The sequence below is a fragment of the Candidatus Marinarcus aquaticus genome (assembly GCF_004116335.1).
Lineage (GTDB): Bacteria > Campylobacterota > Campylobacteria > Campylobacterales > Arcobacteraceae > Marinarcus > Marinarcus aquaticus.
This window is the reverse complement of the sequence record NZ_PDKN01000001.1, coordinates 39991-57184: the sequence shown is the minus strand read 5'-3', so window position 1 is coordinate 57184 and position 17194 is coordinate 39991. Positions and strand designations below refer to the sequence as shown.

The following is a 17194-nucleotide window of genomic DNA, read 5'->3' as shown; positions in this document are numbered from 1 at the left end:
CTTATGCTATTGTTTTTCATACAATCTTTAATTGGGAACAACAATGAGTATACTAGAACAGACCTACTTCATACGAAAAATTCATCCTTTTGACAACCTAACCAAAACACAGCTCGATGAGTTTGCACAAAATTTGGATATTGAATACTATAAAAAAAATCATGTCATTCAACAAACCGGTGAGCAACCCGATAAACTCTACTTTATCATCAAAGGCTTAGTGCAAGAAAAACATGAAGAGGAAGTGATGTCAATCTACTCAGTCAATGAGTTTTTTGATGCAGTTTCAATTGTTGAGAACTATTCAAAACATACTTTTGTAACTGCACAAGAGACGATTTGTTATACACTTTCACGAGAGATTTTTATTCGAATTTTACATGAAAACAATCAATTAGAGAGTTACTTTTTTCAATCCATCTCACAAAAACTCAATGCCAACATCTCTAATGAAAAAAACAAAGAGTTGGCCAATATGATGGTGGCAAAAGTCAAAGATGCCAATGTACACCGAGCAGTCATTGTGCCTTATACTACTTCTATTTATGATGCAGCATTAACCATAAAAAAAGAGAAAGTACCCACCCTACTTTTAAAAGATGATTTGGGTGAAATCCACATTGTTACAGATTCAGACTTCAGACAAAAAGTCATTTTAAACCGAATGGATTATGATGATATTGTAGGGAAAATCTCTTCGACTGGGCTTATCTTTGTCAATGAAAACGACTTTTTATTTAATGCCCAGTTTCTCATGGCCAAACACGGCATTAAAAGAGTGGTGGTAAAAAACAATGAAGATGAGATTGTAGGCATCATTGATCAAATCTCTCTCTCCTCTTTTTTTGCAACGCACACTTTTTCAGTATCAAATGCAATAGAAAAAGCCGAAACCATTGAAGAGCTTAAAAAAGCGAGTCAATCGTTTATTAAAATCATTCGTTCCCTTAATGCCAAAGGAGTAAAAATTGACTTTATTGCCAAATTGATCAATCAACTGAACCAAAAACTGATGCATAAACTCTTTATGATAACTGCACCCCAAGAACTTATTGGTAAGTCATGCTTAGTGGTCATGGGAAGTGAAGGTCGAGGAGAGCAAATTCTTAAAACCGACCAAGACAACGCCTTGATTCTTGCTGATGATTGTGAGATAGAAGAGGAAAAACTTCGAGCCTTTACCCATGACTATACGGAGTATCTTGTTGACTTTGGTTTCCCACGATGTGAAGGAAATATCATGGTTTCAAATCCATACTGGTGCCGACGACAAAAAGAGTTCAAAAACTTGGTCTTTTCATGGATTTCTAATAAAACGGGTGATGACTTTATGAACTTAGCCATTTTTTATGATGCAGTGTGTGCCAGTGGAAACAAAGATCTTTTAAATGAGGTTAAAGAGTATATCTTTAAAGTGGGCGCTTCCACACAAAGTTTCTACATGCACTTTGCCAAAATTATCACCAGCTTCAATGTACCGCTTGGATTTTTTGATGGCTTTGTGTTTGACAGCGATGACAAAGAGCACAAAGATGAAATCGATATCAAACGTGGGGGTATTTTTATACTGGTACAAGGGATTCGAAGTTTGAGTTTGGAACATAAGTTGTTTAAAACCAATACCATTCAACGTATCATGGAACTCAACAATGTCGGTGAAATTGATGATGAGTTTAAACAAGAGTTGATTGAAGCCTTTAACTTTTTAAACACCATCAAACTCAAATCAAACTTGGATAAACTGGATGCAGCCAAAGAGATCAATAACTATATCAACCCAGATGATTTAAACACCATGGAGAAAGATCTTTTAAAAGACTCGTTTAAAATCGTCAATAAGTTGAAGAAAAAACTCGAACACCACTATAAGTTAAACTATGTTTAGAACGATAAAAAACTACTACAACAAAAAAGGGCTCAAAGATGAGCAATACACTTTTTTATTTGAAAAGCCTCATCCAGATGAGTATGTCTGTTTTGATTGTGAAACCACGGGATTAAACGTACAAAAAGATGACATCATCTCTATAGGTGCGGTCATTATTAAAGAGAACACCATTGTATCCAGTAAGAAGTTTGTGAAGTTCGTTAAACCTAAAACAAAACTTCAAATCGAAGCCATTAAAGTGCATCACATCAGAGAGTGTGACTTAGAAGAAGCAGAAGGTATCAATGAAGTTGTAAATGAATTTTTACATTTCATTGGAAATCGTACTTTAGTAGGATACTTTTTAGAGTTTGATGTGGCCATGATTAACAAATACATCAAACCAAGTTTGGGCATCAAACTTCCCAATAAACGACATGAAGTATCTGCAATTTATCATGACTGGAAAATTGAAGCCATACCTCAAGGGCACATCGACCTACGATTTGATACAATTATGAAAGATTTGGACATACCACACCTTGGAAAACATGATGCATTTAATGATGCCATTATGACTTCCATGATGTTTTTAAAACTCAAAAATCAACCCAAAGTAAAACTGTAAGTACAATTTCTGTACACACTTTACTTTTAGTTCCTACATAATATCAGCATAAAGCATAATAACAGCCCGCTTTATGCCGTACAATACTTGTACACATCTTTTACATACTTTTGTGGTAAAATATTCAACTTTATTATTAAAAGAGGGCAACAGATGTTAATATTTATTTTAAACGCAGGAAGTTCTTCACTGAAATATCAATTGATGAATCACGCAACTCACCGAGTTTTAGCTTCAGGGTTATGTGAACGAATTGGTATTGATGGGCGAATTATTCACGATGCGAATGAATTAAAAACAACCACGGAAATAGATCTTCCTACCCACAAAGAAGCAATTGCACATGTACTGAAGCTTCTGGTTGAAGGGCCTCAAAAGGTTGTGGATACCATTGAAAAAGATATTGATGCCATTGGACACCGTGTTGTACATGGCGGAGAGTATTTTCATGAATCAGTCATTATTGATGATAACGTTCTAAGAAAACTTGAAAAACTCATCCCGCTGGCGCCTTTACACAACCCAGCACACATTTTGGGCATTAAAATTTGTATGGAGTTAATACCTGGAAAACCCAATGTAGCAGTATTTGATACGGCATTTCATCAAACCATGCCAGCAAGCAGTTTTATGTATGCACTTCCTTATGAAGATTACACGGAACATAAAATCAGAAAATATGGTTTTCACGGTACCAGTCACAACTATGTCTCAAGTGTAGCAGCCAAACTGTTGGACAAAAAAGAGTCAAAAATCATTGTGTGTCATTTAGGAAACGGTTCTTCTATTTGTGCCGTTAAAGATGGAAAATCAGTTGACACATCAATGGGTCTGACACCATTAGAAGGTTTAATGATGGGAACACGTTCAGGCGATTTGGACCCTGCTGTTATCTCATTTTTAATGGAGAAAAAACAAATGAGTGCCAATGAAGTGGTGGATTATTTAAACAAAAAATCAGGTCTTTTAGGAGTATCTGGGGTGAGTTCAGACTTAAGAGAAATCATTGAAGCCAGTGAAAAAGGGGACTCCAGAGCACAATTGGCGATTGATTTAAAATGCAGCCGTATTAAAAAATATATCTGCTCATACGCAGGTGTCATGGGTGGTGTTGATGCCATTTGTTTCACAGCAGGAGTGGGTGAGAATGCTGATGTCATACGAGAAAAAGTGTGCGAAGGTTTAGAGTTCATGGGCATTGAACTGGATAAAAACAAAAATAAAAAAAGAACAAAAGGCACCCGCGAGGTGAACTCAGAAGCTTCAAAAACAAAAATATATGTCATTCCAACCAATGAAGAGTTTGTCATTGCAAATGACACCTATAACTTAACAAAAGCTTAATGCTTTTGTTAAAAACTAACTTATTTACTTCAATTTTATTTAAACAATCACAAAAATAAATTTCAAAATATTACGAAAATTCCCACATATTTTTTTTATCTGTATATATGTAGAATTTATGTACATTTTTGAAAAGATAATATAAAATGTTCTTTTACTATAGATTATGGCTCAATTACAATGCTATTTTAATGCTACGTTTTTAAACTATAATCTATGTCCACTAAATCAGAAAGGAATTTGAATGGGTCTAATTGACAGTATTAAAGATAATGCTAGAAAAGAGCTAAAAACTATCGTACTTCCGGAGTCTGAAGACGAAAGAGTATTAAAAGCCACTGAGCAAGTACTCAATGACAAAACTGCTAAAGTAGTGTTAATTGGAAATGAAGATACAATCAAAGCAGATGCAGCAAAATGTGGTGCAAATATCCAAGGAGCAACCATCATTGATCCTAAATCATTTGCCAATATTGATGCATATGTAAACGAATTGGTTGAGTTAAGAAAATCGAAAGGCTTAAGCGAAGCTGAAGCAAGAAAGATTATGACAACTGAACCAAGATTTTTTGGTTGTATGATGGTACGACTTGGTGATGCAGATGGATTAGTTGCTGGTTCTAACTCTGCTACTGCAGATGTATTAAGAGCTGCTATTCAAGTAATTAAGACTGCACCGGGGATTAAAACTGTTTCATCGACATTTGTTATGGAGACAAAAGATGGACAGTTTGGAGATAACGGTCTCATTTTATTTGGAGATTGTGCTGTATTACCTGACCCAACCGCTGAACAACTTGCTGATATCGCAGCTTCAACTGCAGCAACTGCACGAAGTGTAGTTGGTTTAGAGCCAAAAGTAGCCATGCTCTCTTTCTCAACTATGGGAAGTGCAAAACACCCATTAGTCGATAAGGTTCAAAACGCTGTACAAATTTTAAAAGATAGAAATGTAGATTTTGCATTTGATGGTGAAATGCAAGCAGATGCAGCGATTGTTGAAGCAATCGGTAAGAAAAAAGCACCCGATTCTAAAGTAGCTGGGAGTGCAAACGTATTGGTTTTCCCTGACTTACAAGCAGGAAATATCGGGTATAAATTGGTTCAAAGATTTGCTGGTGCAGATGCTCACGGACCAATCGTACAAGGTTTAGCAAAACCTGTTAATGACCTTTCAAGAGGTTGTTCAGTAGAAGATATCTCAAACTTAGTTGCAATCACTGCAACACAATGTTAATTCAAATAAATAAACGTAAAGGATTAAATCGATGTTAGTATTCATTTTAAATGCAGGAAGTTCTTCATTAAAGTATCAATTAATGAACCCAGTAACAAAAGATTTATTAGCTTCAGGGCTATGTGAAAGAATTGGTATAGATGGTGTTTTAAAACACGAATTCGGTGATGGACAAAAACTACAAATTGATGTTTCTATGCCAACACACAAAGAAGCCATTGAGTTAGTACTTCGAACTCTAACAGATGGTGAAGGTAAAGTAATCAACTCTATTGATGATATTGAAGCTATTGGACACAGAGCAGTTCACGGTGGTGAAGAGTTCTCTGGTTCAGTTATGGTCACTGAAAAAGTAATCGAAACAATGAAAAAGTTGATTCCATTAGCACCTTTACACAACCCAGCGAACATTATGGGTATGGAAATTTGCCAAGAGCTAATGCCTGGTAAACCAAATGTTGCTGTATTTGATACAGCATTCCACCAAACTATGCCTGATTATGCATATATGTATGCATTACCATATGAGCAATACTCTAAACATGGTATCAGAAAGTATGGTTTCCACGGAACAAGCCACTTCTTCGTATCAAATGAAGCACGAGGAATGTTAGACAAAAAACACAACACAAGAATCATCGTATGTCATTTAGGTAACGGTTCTTCTGTAAGTGCAGTATTAAACGGTAAATGTATTGATACTTCTATGGGACTTACCCCTGTTCAAGGTTTAATGATGGGAACAAGAGCAGGTGACGTTGGAGCAGGTGCTATTAGTTACATGATGAACCAAGAGGGTATGACGATCAATGAAACACTTGATGTTATGAACAAAAAATCAGGAATCTTAGGAATTTCAGGAAAATCTTCTGACCTTAGAGAAGTTCTTGAAGGGATGCAACAAGGTGATGACCGATGTCGATTAGCGGTTGAGATGGTTGCTTATAACATTAAAAAATATGTTGGTTCATATGTGGCTGCACTTGATGGTGTAGATGCATTATGTTTCACAGGTGGTATTGGTGAGAACTCTTCACTGATTCGAGAGATTGTTTGTGCTGGTCTGGATGGTATGGGATTAATCATCGACCCAACTAAAAACAACAAAAGAAGAAGTGATGCAAGAGACATCGCAACAAACAGTTCAGCTGCACGAATCTTCGTTATCCCTACAAACGAAGAGTATGTTATTGCTAACGATACGTATAAAGTGGTTACTGGAGCAAAATAGTTTTTGCTTCATAACTATAAGGCAGGAGTTTTTAACTTCTGCCTTTTTTATTGCTCGAATTTCTTTGAGCATTCGAGTTTCTTCTTGGATGACTTGTTTTTTCACCTCTTGGTTGAGCCTTATCAAAACTCTTTCGCTCTTTTTGTTTTTCTGTTTTAAACGAACCATTCATTGCCCCACTCTCTTTTGAGGCATGATTACTTCTTCGTTTAAAGTTGTTCTGTTTTTTGGCTGTTTGTACTTTTTTCAAAGCCTTTATCGTAAAACCTTCAACCTCTTTAACTTCAATTTTCATCTTAATGAGTTTTTCAATGTTCTCTAAAAATTCCAACTCTTCAGAGCAAACCAACGACATTGCAACACCTTCATTGCCCGCTCGTCCGGTTCGACCAATTCTGTGCACATAATCTTCAGGTATATTGGGCAACTCAAAATTAACCACGTGAGGTAAAAGCTCAATATCAATCCCTCTTGCAGCAATATCGGTTGCTACAAGTACTTTGATGGTTTTGGCTTTAAAATCATTGAGTGCTTTGGTTCTTGCCCCTTGTGATTTATTTCCATGAATGGCTGCTGCACTGATATTGCATTGATTCAAGTAATCACTCAATTTATTCGCCCCATGTTTGGTTCGAGTAAAGACCAATACTTGATTCCAATTTTCTGTACGTATTAAAGAGCTTAAAAGTGTTCTTTTTTTATCTTTAAGCACATAATGAACCACTTGATTGACCTGTTCAGACGAACTGTTGCTTTTGGTTACTTCCACAAGTTTGGGTTCATTCAACAATGTTTGAGAGAGTGCTTTAATCTCTTTTGAAAACGTAGCAGAAAACAGTAATGTTTGTCGATGTTTTGGGATATGTGCCATCACTTTTTTGATATCATGAATAAATCCCATATCCAACATTCTGTCTGCTTCATCTAAAACCAAAAACTCAACTCGTGATAAGTCGATGCTTTTTTGCCCCACATGGTCAAGTAATCTTCCTGGAGTAGCAATCACAATATCCACTCCTTTTCGTAGAAGAGATTTTTGAGAGTTAATGCCCACACCCCCAAATATCACTGCTGTTTTTAAAGGAAGATATTGACTATAAGCTTCAATATTTTGTGCAACTTGTGCTGCAAGTTCTCGTGTTGGCGTTAGAATGAGTGCTTTAATAAAAGGTTTGTTCTCTTTTTTACCCTTTTTGTTACTCATAATTTCTAAAAGTGGCAGCGTAAATGCAGCCGTTTTACCCGTACCCGTTTGCGCTGCTGCTAAAATATCATGTCGGCCTAATACCATTGGGATGGCCTCTTTTTGAATCAAAGTGGGTTTGCTATACCCTTGCTCTTTGATTGCTTTTAAAATATTAGGATTCAGTCCTAATTGTGAAAATGACATTCATGTCCTTTGATAAATTTAATACGTAATGAGATGATAATCTTGGTTGATGAAGGAAACTATGATAAATTATAATTCAGATAAAAACAAAGATGTATGTATGCTTGGTTACAATATTTTTCGGAGTATAACACAATTATAAAAAAAGGTAAAGCTTATAAGCTTTGCCTCTTTTTATTTTGTCTTAGTAGGCTTTTAAGCCTGAAGAGAAATAGGTGCTGATTTGTGCAGCACTTTCTTGAATAAGTTTATCAATAAACTTATCGATTTTATCCTCTTTTGTCCAAACAGGATTTTCAACTTCGGCCAATTTATACAGCTCGCTTTGTGCATAAGTAATCGTAGCAACCTCATCAATAAGTCCTACAATCTTTGCTTGTCGTGCAGTAAAAATATGTGCATCTGCATACGTTTGGTGTTCACTTGGTTTTAAACCTCGAGCCGTTGCAACGTCATTGACAAACATACTGTATGTATCTGTGATTACGCTCTCTAACTCTTGCTTCTCTACTTCGCTCCACTCACGTGCAAATGTTCCGGTCTCTTTATATCGCCCTACTTTTACTGTTTGTGCTTTGACACCAATTTTTTGCATCAACTCTTCAATATTTGCCCCTTGAAAAATCACACCAATCGAACCCACCATACTTCCTGGGTTGGCAATGATTTTACTCGCCCAAATAGAAGCATAGTAACTTCCACTTGCCATCACACCACTGGCATATGCCACTACTGGTTTTTTAGCAACGAGCTCTTTAATTGCATACGCTACTTCCACAGAAGGTGCCACTGCTCCACCTGGAGAGTTCACATCTAAAAGCACACCTTGAATATTGGCATTACTTGAAGCTTCATTGATTTGTGTTAAGACTTTATCCACATTTAAAATGGGACCCGTTAAATCTATTTTTTGCAAGTTTGCCACACTGAACTCTTTGTCCACTTCATTTGATGAAGTCACAACAAAAAAGACAATGGTTAAAAAGACAATGGTTTTAAAATATTTGGTGATAAAATCTAAAGGTGCCGTAATAGGCAAAAAAAGTATTCTGAAAAAATTAGACATGTTCACCTCCTATGATGACTTGTTCAACATTTTTTGTATGCAAAATAACATGCGTGCATACATCGCTTTGCTCTTTTACACTGTCAGGTAAGTGTAACGCTATTATATCGGCATCAAACCCTTTTTGCAATACGCCTTTGTTTAAGCCTAAAGCTTGTGCTCCATTGGCTGTTGCACTCTTTATGAGTTTGGCTGCTAAGGTATTGATGTTTTGATTCACATGAATCATCAAGGCATTTCTTAATTCATCAAACAGACTCAAAGAGTTATTTGAACTTAAACCATCTGTACCAATAGTAAAAGGAACGCCCAGTTTATTGATGTGCAGTTTGGTGTTGTTTAAAATTCGATTGGATGTTGCACAGTGATTGATATAACCACCCACCTCTTTTATCAATGTCAACTCCTCTTCATTGGCTTCCACACAGTGTGTGAAACTCAAAGGTTTCACACCTTTAAACTGCTTAACAAACTCTGGTGCAGAGGTCACTGATTTGTCTTGTCCTAAGAAGTTTAAGAAGAAGTCCAAAAAGCCGCCACTGTTCTCTTCTAACCACTCTTTCTCTTCACTGCTTTCTAAAAAGTGTGCGGTTACTGGCAAGCTTTGCTCTTTAGCAAGCTTCACCACTTCTCGTAATAAAAAAGGGTGCACAGAGTAAGGTGAGTGAATCGCAACAGCAGGAATGAACCGTTTGCTTTTATGTTGTTGTGTTTGAGCCAATCGTGATTTAAAATCAGCAAACAGTGTATCAATCATATCTTGCTTTGAACCAATGACCTCATTAAAATAGACCACATTCAATGGGGTTTCTAAACAAGGCTCTAAATCCAATGCGTATGAACTGATTGCTCCAATAGTCGTTGTCCCTGATTTTAAAATCGTTTCAAGTTCACTTTTAATGAGTGCTTTATTGGCTTTAGAAACCAACTCTTCACGTGATGCAATCACAGAGTGCAACCAATCCATAAAGTTTCCATATTTCAGTGTAGTTTTATTGGCACTGAACTCCAAGTGAATGTGTGTGTTGATTAACCCTGGCATTAAAACCGAGTTCTCTCCTAAATCCTTCACTTCAACATTGGGATAATCTTTTTGGATGGTTTGAATGTCATTGACATCAATAATCGTAGAGTCATAGACCACCGCACCATCTTGGATGATACAGTTGGTCTCATTAGACGTAATAAGCCAAGAGGCTTTTAGAATTTTCATTATTATGCTTGTTGTTGTTTCTTTTGCGCTTCTTGAATTGCTTTAACTTCATTTAAAATTTGTGTTAATGCAATCAATGCCATGTGGTAACCAAATGGTCCAAAACCAGAGATAACTCCAGTTGAGCTTCCTGCAGTGATTGATTTTTGTCTGAACTCTTCTCTTTTATAGATATTAGAGATGTGTACTTCTACTGTTGGTAAGTTCACAGCTGCTAAAGCATCTTTGATTGCAATTGAAGTGTGTGTGTATGCTGCTGGATTGATGATGATACCATCAACTTCACCTAAACACTCTTGAATTTTATCGACAATCTCACCCTCTAAATTAGATTGAAAAAACTCAAGCTCTACACCGTTTTGTGATGCACTTGCTTTCATTTGCTCATGAATTTGTTCTAATGACATAGGTCCATAAATATTTTGCTCTCTTACGCCTAACATGTTTAAGTTTGGACCTTGTATTACTGCAATTTTCATTATTATATTCCTTTTATAAATTTTAGGTATGATTATATTCAATATTTAGTAAAACTAAGGATAAACATGGGTAATTATATTTTAAAAGATGAAAATGCTGTTTATTACGAATGTGGTTATTCGTGCGATAATGTTACCTTTATCAATTTAGAAGGTGACCGATACTTTATAACAGATGCTCGATATACCATCGAAGCCAATGAAAATATTACCAATGCCGAAGTGATTGAGAGCAAAGATTTAATTAAATCTGCTCAAACTGTTCTTAAAAAAGCAAAGATTAAAAAGATTACTTTTGATGGAAATGATTTCAGCTTTGAGAGTTACTCAAAACTGGTCAATGGCTTAAACATCAAATTTGTTAATCAACCCAGTTTTTCTCATAAAAAACGTATCATAAAAACAAAAAAAGAGATTAAGTACTTAACCAAAGCTTCAAAGCTCGGACGTAAAGGTTTCAGTGCACTTGCAAAATATATTCGTAAAAATGGCTTTGACCAAGATGAGAGTTTCTTACACTTTAAAGCCATTGAAAAGATGACTCAAACAGGGCTTTTGGATGTGAGTTTTGACCCTATTGTTGCTATTAATGAAAACAGTGCCAAACCTCATGCCCTTCCAACAGACAAAAAACTCATTGTCAATGATTTATTGCTTGTGGATGCAGGCGTGAAATATAAACGATACTGTTCAGATAGAACCTGTACAGCACATGTGGATTTTGAGAAACTCAACTTTAAACGAGAGCAAAAGTTTAAAAACAAAAAACAACAAAAGATTTATGACATTGTTTTAAAAGCGCAACTCAATGCGATTAACAAAGCACGAAGTGGCATGAAAGCCAAAGAGATTGATGCACTTGCACGAAGTGTAATTGAAAAAGCGGGATACGCTAAACAGTTTGTACACTCAACAGGACATGGTGTGGGCTTAGATATTCATGAACACCCATATATCAACTCAAAATCAGATGTGATTATTGAAGATGGCATGGTCTTTACGATTGAACCAGGTATTTACTTACCTGAAGAGTTTGGAGTGCGAATTGAGGATACGGTGGTCATGAAAAATGGACGCGCAGTGATACTATAATCCCATTTTTATTAATGTTGATTAAATTAGTATAGTATTTTCAAGGGTAAATTTAAGAAAATTATGAAAAAAAATTTAAGCGATGATTTAACACTATTTCACACTTCAAACTTTCCCTATAAAGCGAAGTATGAATCAAATAAAAAATATCATGTTACCATTGGTATTGGGGGAAATGTAGGAAATGTCAAAAAAACGTTTGATAAACTTTTCTTATGTTTATTAAAAGACTCAAGATTTGATATTCTTATAACTTCTCCCCTACTTTTAAACCCTCCATTTGGTTTTTTAGAACAAAACTCTTTTTTAAATGGTATAATTGCGCTTAAAACTGACCTGGCACCAAATGCATTTTTAAACAGCATGCTTCGGTTAGAAAAACGATTAGGAAGAAAGCGATCCTTTCAAGATGCGCCTAGAACCTTGGATATAGATATTATATTTTTTGCAAATAAAAAAATTAACAGTGAAAAACTTATTATTCCTCACAAAGATTGGGCAAACAGAGAGTCGGTGATTATTCCTTTAAAAAGGATGTATAAATGAAAAAGAAAATTGTTGTTGGAATGAGTGGAGGAATTGACTCATCCGTTACAGCATATATGCTACAAAAAGAGGGTTATGAAGTAGAAGGTGTCTACATGAAACTTCATGACATCAGAGAAGGTTACCACGAACATAACATTGAAACGGGACAAAAAGTCGCTCGATTTTTAGGTATCAAATACCACGTTTTAGATGTTTCAGCTGAGTTTGAAAAAGAGGTGTATGACTACTTCGTTCAATCTTACTTAGATGGTATCACTCCCAACCCATGTGTTAAATGTAATCGTACGATTAAATTTGGAGCACTCTTTGAGTTTGCTAAAAGCATCAAAGCAGACTGCGTTGCTACAGGACACTATGCAAAAACCGATGGTAAATTCATCTATGAAGCCGAAGATAAAACCAAAGACCAAAGTTACTTCTTAGCACAAGTTAAAAAAGAGGTTCTTCCATATATCATGTTTCCTATGAGCAAATATAAAAAAGAGGACATCATTAAATTGGGTGCAAGTCTGGACGTCGTATATCAAGAGATTGCTCAGAAAAAAGAGTCTCAGGAGATCTGTTTTGTTGAAACGATTTACACCGATGTCATTAAAAAACATGCCAACATTGATAAACCAGGGATTGTTCTGAATGAAGAGGGAGAAGAAGTGGGTATTCACAAAGGATACATGCACTACACCATTGGAAAACGACGAGGCTTTACCGTGCATGGAGCACACGACCCACACTTTGTAAAAGCTCTCAATCCAAAAGACAATACCATTGTTGTTGGAACAAAAGAATCTTTACAAATCAATGAAGTACGCGTAAAAAACCTGAACATGTACATCAATGAAAAAAGCTTTGATTGTGGTGTAAAACTGCGATACAGAAGTGTCACCACACCATGTCACGTAGAGATTATCAATGATAATGAAGCCATCATTACCCTTGAAGAACCAGCATACGGAGTTGCCAGTGGTCAAGTAGCTGTTTTCTATGAAGCAGACAGAGTCTTAGGTTCGGGATGGATTACAACCACTAAGTAAAAAGCCAAATTTAAATACAAGCATCTTTTGGTTATAATCAAAAAAAATTTAGTCTATTAAAGGAAAATTAATGAGGGGATATAAACTTTTTAGTGGTTCAGCCAATCCTGAGTTTACATCAAAAGTGGGTGCCTATTTAAACACTACTGTAGGTGAAGCTGACTTAAAAAGATTTAGTGACGGTGAGATATCAGTACAAATTACAGAGAGTGTCCGAGGAAGAGATGTATTTATAGTACAACCTACTTGTGCACCTGCAAACGATAACTTGATGGAACTTTTAATCATGGTGGATGCACTTAAACGTTCAAGTGCAAGTTTCATTACGGCCGTTATTCCATACTTTGGTTATGCACGACAAGACAGAAAAGCCGCACCTCGTGTTCCAATCTCTGCAAAATTGGTTGCAGATATGTTAGAGACTGCTGGGGTAAACCGAGTCATCACCATTGATTTACACGCAGCACAAATCCAAGGATTTTTTAATATTCCTGTAGATAACTTGTTTGGTTCAATTTTGTTTGTAAACTACATCAAATCTAAAAACTTAGCGAACCCAATTATCGCAAGTCCAGATATTGGAGGGGTTGCACGAGCACGAAGCTATGCAGAAAAACTGGATTTAGACTTAGTCATCGTTGATAAAAAACGAGAAAAGGCCAACGTTTCTGAAGTGATGAACATCATTGGTGATGTTAAAGGTAAAGACGTTATCTTAGTTGACGATATGGTTGATACTGCAGGTACGTTAGTAAAAGCGGCTGAAGTTTTAAAGAAAAAAGGGGCAACTTCTGTAATGGCATGTTGTACTCACGGTGTTCTAAGTGGACCAGCATATGAACGACTTGATAATGGAAGCGCTTTAGATGAATTAGTGGTTTCTGATACCATTCCATTAAAACGAGAACATGAAAAAATTACGGTATTAACTGCTTCAAAAATGATTGGAGAAGCCGTAAGAAGAATTTACAACAACGAATCGGTGAACGAAATTTTTAACTTCTAATACCCACCTTCCTTTGTATAAAAATAGGGTTTTCCTATTTTTATACATAACTTTTCTGTAATAATTAATTCTCAATTCTAATCTTTTATGCTATGATATTGTTTATAATATGCTATTGCATTTATAAAGGATATAGCCATGAAAAAGATTATTTTAGCCTTATGTATGCTTGGCAGCTTTGTATGGGCTCAAAACAATTATAAATACGAAATCACTCCAATGATTGCTGGAACTTATACTGAAGGCAACATGGATTTAGAAAGAAACTACGCCAATGCTGGCTTGAGTCTGGGATTTAACTTGGATGATTCCATGTTTGACCAAATTGAATTGGGCTTTTTAACCTCTATGGGTAAAGTGGATTATAAAAATTCAAATGAAGATACACAAATCAGTCGTATTTTTACCAATGTCATCAAAGAGTATTCACTCAATAAAAACAATGCCTTATATGCACTTGCAGGGGCAGGAGTAGAAGTCTATTCTAATGAAGCTTTTAACAATGAAACAGGCCTTTTTGTGAATTATGGGGTGGGCTACAAATATATTTTTGACAACGCAATGGCGCTTAAAATGGATTTACGACACCTTATTGAAGATGATCATGGAGATAACAACTTAATCTATACTGTTGGTCTTGCTATTCCTTTTGGTGAAAAATCAAGCACAATGCCAGTAACAAAAAAAGAGGTTCAACAACCTCTAAGTCAACCTGTTGCCAACGATGGAGATAATGACTTTGATGGTGTGGCCAACAGCATTGATGAGTGTCCTAAAACAGAAAAAAATACTATTGTAGACACTAATGGATGTGCGATTACAGTTAATTTGCGTATATTATTTGATGTGGATAAAGCCATCATTAAACCAACTTATGACAACAAACTAGAAGGTTTTGCAAAAGTACTGAGTGATTATCCAAGTGTCAAAACCACTTTGCATGCTCATACAGACAGCACTGCCAGTGAGGCGTACAACATGGATCTCTCTATTCGAAGAGCCAATGCCGTTAAAAAAGCATTAACCAATCTTGGAATTGATGCTCAACGTATTAAAACCATTGGGTATGGGGAGACAAAACCTGTAGCCACCAATGAAACTGCGCAAGGACGAGCACAAAACCGACGTGTAGAAGCGACGGTAAACCAATAACTAACTTGCAAGCTTCCCGCTTGCAAGCTTTTCCCTCTTTTTTAAAACTTTAACGTAACACTTACGAAAATTTAGATATAATCGCGAAAACTATAATATACAGGATATAATCGTTGCAAAAAAATATCAGAAACTTTAGTATTATTGCACACATTGACCATGGAAAATCAACACTGGCAGACAGAATTATTCAAGAGTGTGGTGCCGTAGCAGACAGAGAACTCACATCACAAATGATGGATACCATGGACATTGAACAAGAGCGTGGTATTACAATTAAAGCACAAAGCGTACGGTTAAACTATGTCAAAGATGGCGAGACCTATGTTCTTAATCTCATTGACACTCCAGGGCACGTTGACTTCTCATATGAAGTGAGCCGTTCTTTAGCCTCTTCTGAAGGTGCATTATTGATTGTGGACTCAACTCAAGGAGTTGAAGCACAAACCATTGCAAATGTATATATTGCTTTAGACAATGAGTTGGAGTTGTTACCTGTTGTAAATAAAATCGACCTACCAAGTGCAGACCCTATGAGAGTACTTGAAGAGACCGAAGAGGCCATTGGGCTAGACTGTACAGAACATAACCTTGTTTCAGCAAAAACTGGACTTGGGGTTAAAGAGCTTATTGATTCGATTGTTGAACGAATTCCTGCACCCAATGGGGATGAAAATGCACCGACAAAAGCTTTAATTTATGACTCTTGGTTCGATAACTACTTAGGAGCATTGGCATTGGTGCGTGTGTATGAAGGGAGCATCAAAAAAGGCCAAATGCTCAAAATGATGAACACCAAAGTGCAACACCCAGTACTGAACTTAATGTACCCTCACCCAATCAAACGAGAGAATACGCAAGAGATTAAAACGGGTGAAATTGGTATTGTTGTGCTTGGACTTAAAACGCTTGATGGGATTGCCGTGGGTGATACCATGACCGATGCTAAAAATCCAACGCAAGAGCCTATTGATGGTTTTGAACCTGCAAAACCGTTTGTATTTGCAGGAATTTATCCCATTGAAACCGATAAATTCGAAGATTTACGAGAAGCGTTAACCAAACTGCAACTCAATGACTCCTCTATCTCTTTTGAACCAGAGAGTTCAGCTGCACTTGGAAGTGGCTTTAGAACGGGATTTTTGGGGATGCTTCATATGGAAGTGATTAAAGAGAGATTGGAACGAGAGTTTGACTTAGACCTCATTGCAACTGCACCAACGGTTGTGTATGAAGTTGAAAAAACAGATGGAGAGAGAGTTGTCATTCAAAACCCATCTGAACTGCCTGAGCCAAACTACATTGAAGCCATTTATGAGCCGTATGTAAAAGCCACCATTTTAGTTCCTGAAGAATTTTTAGGAAATGTCATCAAGCTTTTAAATGACAAACGTGGTATTCAAATCAAGATGGACTATGTAGGGAAAAGAGTACTTTTAGAGTATGACCTTCCGATGAATGAAATCGTAATGGATTTTTATGATAAACTCAAATCAACGACAAAAGGGTATGCGTCGTTTGATTATGAGCCAATTGCATTTAGACCAGGAAACCTTAAAAAACTCGATATCAGAGTTGCAGGAGAAGTGGTGGATGCCTTATCCATCATTGTACCTGAAGATAAAGCTGTTTACAGAGGTCGAGAATTCATTAAAGCGCTTAAAGAACTGATACCTCGACAACTCTTTGAAGTAGCCATTCAAGCAAGTATTGGGAACACCATTATTGCAAGAGAAACTGTAAAATCTATGGGAAAAAACGTTACGGCTAAATGTTATGGTGGGGATATCACCAGAAAAAGAAAACTGCTTGAGAAACAAAAAGCGGGTAAAAAGAGAATGAAGGCAATTGGAAAGGTGAATGTTCCGCAAGAGGCATTCATGGCAGTTCTTAAAATCTAACTTTTAAT

Annotated in this window: 15 protein-coding genes; 11 read left to right on the top strand and 4 right to left on the bottom strand. The window is 36.3% G+C overall.

The features are described from left to right. The first annotated feature begins 43 nt into the window (after positions 1 to 43). From CRV04_RS00240 to CRV04_RS00220, 5 genes are all read left to right on the top strand, one after another. Positions 44 to 1885: a putative nucleotidyltransferase substrate binding domain-containing protein gene (locus tag CRV04_RS00240; protein ID WP_128994622.1), complete on the top strand. Its 1842-nt coding sequence runs from the start codon at positions 44 to 46 to the stop codon at positions 1883 to 1885. Continuing rightward, positions 1878 to 2495 carry a 3'-5' exonuclease gene (locus tag CRV04_RS00235; protein WP_128994621.1) on the top strand — a complete coding sequence of 206 codons (618 nt, stop codon included), beginning with the start codon at positions 1878 to 1880 and terminating at the stop codon, positions 2493 to 2495. Before CRV04_RS00240 ends, CRV04_RS00235 begins: the two co-directional genes overlap by 8 nt. A gap of 153 nt (positions 2496 to 2648) precedes the next feature. Beyond that, a complete protein-coding gene (locus tag CRV04_RS00230) occupies positions 2649 to 3839 on the top strand; it encodes an acetate/propionate family kinase (RefSeq protein ID WP_128994620.1) in 1191 nt (396 codons plus the stop codon). Between the two features lie 244 nt (positions 3840 to 4083). Next, positions 4084 to 5076, top strand: a complete 993-nt coding sequence (gene pta, locus CRV04_RS00225; protein ID WP_128994619.1) for a phosphate acetyltransferase — start codon at positions 4084 to 4086, stop codon at positions 5074 to 5076. Between the two features lie 31 nt (positions 5077 to 5107). Continuing rightward, positions 5108 to 6307, top strand: a complete 1200-nt coding sequence (locus tag CRV04_RS00220; protein ID WP_128994618.1) for an acetate/propionate family kinase — start codon at positions 5108 to 5110, stop codon at positions 6305 to 6307. A 31-nt stretch (positions 6308 to 6338) separates the two neighbouring features. Here CRV04_RS00220 and CRV04_RS00215 read toward each other — a convergent pair whose 3' ends face one another. The 4 genes from CRV04_RS00215 to aroQ all read right to left on the bottom strand — a co-directional run bounded on the left by CRV04_RS00215 (position 6339) and on the right by aroQ (position 10455). Next, entirely contained in the window at positions 6339 to 7697 is a 1359-nt protein-coding gene (locus CRV04_RS00215; protein ID WP_128994617.1) for a DEAD/DEAH box helicase, read from the bottom strand. A 184-nt stretch (positions 7698 to 7881) separates the two neighbouring features. Further along, positions 7882 to 8763, bottom strand: a complete 882-nt coding sequence (gene sppA, locus CRV04_RS00210) for a signal peptide peptidase SppA (RefSeq protein ID WP_128994616.1) — start codon at positions 8761 to 8763, stop codon at positions 7882 to 7884. Next, entirely contained in the window at positions 8756 to 9976 is a 1221-nt protein-coding gene (gene mqnF / locus CRV04_RS00205) for an aminofutalosine deaminase family hydrolase (protein WP_128994615.1), read from the bottom strand. The genes sppA and mqnF overlap by 8 nt, the downstream gene beginning before the upstream one ends. Positions 9977 to 9978: 2 nt before the next feature. Next, on the bottom strand, positions 9979 to 10455 hold the full coding sequence (gene aroQ, locus CRV04_RS00200) for a type II 3-dehydroquinate dehydratase (protein ID WP_128994614.1): 477 nt from the start codon (positions 10453 to 10455) through the stop codon (positions 9979 to 9981). A 66-nt stretch (positions 10456 to 10521) separates the two neighbouring features. Between aroQ and CRV04_RS00195 the strand changes: the two genes are divergently transcribed. The 6 genes from CRV04_RS00195 (at position 10522) to lepA (ending at position 17186) form a co-directional block, all read left to right on the top strand. Then, a complete protein-coding gene (locus CRV04_RS00195; protein ID WP_128994613.1) occupies positions 10522 to 11547 on the top strand; it encodes a M24 family metallopeptidase in 1026 nt (341 codons plus the stop codon). A 63-nt stretch (positions 11548 to 11610) separates the two neighbouring features. Continuing rightward, positions 11611 to 12093 carry a 2-amino-4-hydroxy-6-hydroxymethyldihydropteridine diphosphokinase gene (gene folK, locus CRV04_RS00190; RefSeq protein WP_128994612.1) on the top strand — a complete coding sequence of 161 codons (483 nt, stop codon included), beginning with the start codon at positions 11611 to 11613 and terminating at the stop codon, positions 12091 to 12093. Continuing rightward, entirely contained in the window at positions 12090 to 13127 is a 1038-nt protein-coding gene (gene mnmA / locus CRV04_RS00185; RefSeq protein ID WP_128994611.1) for a tRNA 2-thiouridine(34) synthase MnmA, read from the top strand. Before folK ends, mnmA begins: the two co-directional genes overlap by 4 nt. Before the next feature lie 70 nt (positions 13128 to 13197). Next, positions 13198 to 14133 carry a ribose-phosphate pyrophosphokinase gene (locus CRV04_RS00180; protein ID WP_128994610.1) on the top strand — a complete coding sequence of 312 codons (936 nt, stop codon included), beginning with the start codon at positions 13198 to 13200 and terminating at the stop codon, positions 14131 to 14133. Between the two features lie 138 nt (positions 14134 to 14271). Further along, positions 14272 to 15285: an OmpA family protein gene (locus tag CRV04_RS00175; RefSeq protein ID WP_128994609.1), complete on the top strand. Its 1014-nt coding sequence runs from the start codon at positions 14272 to 14274 to the stop codon at positions 15283 to 15285. Between the two features lie 113 nt (positions 15286 to 15398). After that, entirely contained in the window at positions 15399 to 17186 is a 1788-nt protein-coding gene (gene lepA, locus CRV04_RS00170; RefSeq protein ID WP_128994608.1) for a translation elongation factor 4, read from the top strand. Positions 17187 to 17194: the final 8 nt, after the last annotated feature.